The following is a 2,066-nucleotide window of genomic DNA, read 5'->3' as shown; positions in this document are numbered from 1 at the left end:
ATTTGGTTTTTGGCTCAGCACAACGCAGAACATTAGAGACATTAGGAATATAAAATAACAGGTTACAACAAGCTGCAATAATGCATAGCAGTCCGGCTCGCTTTGGTTGGGCCGATTCCCGCCTCGATTGTCGGTCCTGTCGGACGGACAATCAGCACCGCGAATCTGCTACCGCATCATGCAGCTAACCGATAGGCAACATTCCCCCTATAAACCCATAGTATTGATTTAAAACCAAGGTAATCAATACTTTTTTAGGTTTATGGATTTCTTATGCTAACGTAAAATGGGGACTTCAAAGCAGATGAAAATTGAAGAAAAGTACAGAGTTGTAAATCACTGAATTACTGACGTTTATTTTTACGTTAGTCAGAATAGAAATAATCGCACATCAAGAAAACTATATTAATCAAAACCTATTTATGAAAACAAAACAAAGACTACTCACTAGCACTTTACTAATCTTTTTTGTATTTAATGCTCCAATTTTAAAAGCTCAAACGTCTAAAGGAGCAGCTTGTCCAGTAGGCAGGTCAATTTCCGTTTATAACAATAAATATGCTGTTGAACAGATATTGCCTTTGATATGGGAAAATGATATAAACATTGACCGACAAAATAAATTTGCGACATTTTATCTTCTGCAAGAATCACTAACAAAGAATACTACCATAACAAAAAAATGGTTTAATGACTTGCCCATAGAAACAGATTTGGACTCATATATTGAAAATGAGGTTAAGTATTATAAGAAGAATGATAAACGCATAAAGGTTACTGAACTTGAAAATATACTTCACAATTCCGTTTCGAGTGGAAAAGCAATTGAATTAAAAAGTAACAAGAGTAAAAAAGCTTTCATTATAACATACATCAAGATTGATAATACTATAATAAAATACACTTTCTTGCCCAAAGACAATGCAGCATATGAAAAATATCGCAAATCATATGAAGAGCTTATTACATCAATAAAAGTTTCTAAAATATAGTAAGTCTGCGGAAAAAATATAAACAAGAATATGAAAACTTTAACCATTACCATTGCGCTCTTAATCATTTCATTATTGACCAATGCTCAAGAAGAATATAAGAAAAATGCCATAGCCAATGCTGAGCTTCTAATTAAAGCAGTAAATAATGACGACTTCAAAACATATGCAGACTATCTAACTGAAGAACAGTATCCCTTTGAGGACAAAACTGGCTTATATTCAATGTGGGAAAAAATGTTAACAAGAGACACACGTGAGTTTTCAAATATTAAATTAATACGCTTTGGAATATTCAATAATACACAACAAGCATATTATACTTTTAATATTGGAGACAAGGAAGCAGGATTGTTAGGAGTATCAAAAGATAATGGAGATACATGGCATTTCACACAACCAATTGGCATTTTTAATTATACCCAAATTAAGGAAAGGCAAATGCCTCAATTGGACATTTCATTTGCAGAATTGGATACAAATTATAACAAAAGAATCGCCTTTGAAGTAGGTCAAGAAATTTCTTCGTTTGATTTTGTGGATATCAACGGCATTTCGCTTAATTCTGATGAGTTAAAAGGAAAAACAATTGTCCTAAACTTTTGGAGTACAGGATGTGCACCTTGCATCAAAGAGATGCCTGAATTAAACGAGATAGTTAATAAAGCAAACAACAAAGAAGTTGTTTTTATCGCACTTACATATCACGCATCAAAAGAACAACTACAAACACAGTTCTTACCAAAGCATCCATTCTTGTATCATATAGTAACCGTTAATGCTGATGATTATCAGGTTACTGCATTACCAACCCATATAATTGTTGACAATAACCTGAAAGTAACTCACAAGATTGTAGGTTACAGTGAAGAGAATTTGAATAAATTGGAATCTATTCTTAATACTATATAACAACGTTGCCTAACAATATGCATAGTGCATTGCCACCCTCCGGGATGTCAACGACACCATGCACCAGCCGTTAGGCACAACCCAATATTTTTAAGCCCGATTCGAGGAATTTTTGGGATTCTTATGACTTTCGAGGAATTTGCTGCTCACCCGCGGGCCAGC

At 34.1% G+C, this 2,066-nt stretch carries 2 protein-coding genes; both read left to right on the top strand.

What is annotated here, in order from left to right; all coding sequences use genetic code 11:
• Positions 1-422: 422 nt before the first annotated feature.
• Positions 423-992 carry a hypothetical protein gene (locus ACSX1H_RS19155; RefSeq protein WP_439185865.1) on the top strand — a complete coding sequence of 190 codons (570 nt, stop codon included), beginning with the start codon at positions 423-425 and terminating at the stop codon, positions 990-992.
• Positions 993-1,022: 30 nt separating this feature from the next.
• A complete protein-coding gene (locus ACSX1H_RS19150; RefSeq protein WP_439185864.1) occupies positions 1,023-1,904 on the top strand; it encodes a TlpA family protein disulfide reductase in 882 nt (293 codons plus the stop codon).
• Positions 1,905-2,066: the final 162 nt, after the last annotated feature.

Source organism: Carboxylicivirga taeanensis (assembly GCF_051851475.1).
Taxonomy (GTDB): domain Bacteria; phylum Bacteroidota; class Bacteroidia; order Bacteroidales; family Marinilabiliaceae; genus Carboxylicivirga; species Carboxylicivirga taeanensis.
Note: the sequence above shows the minus strand (reverse complement) of the source record. Positions and strands in the feature narration are given on the sequence as shown.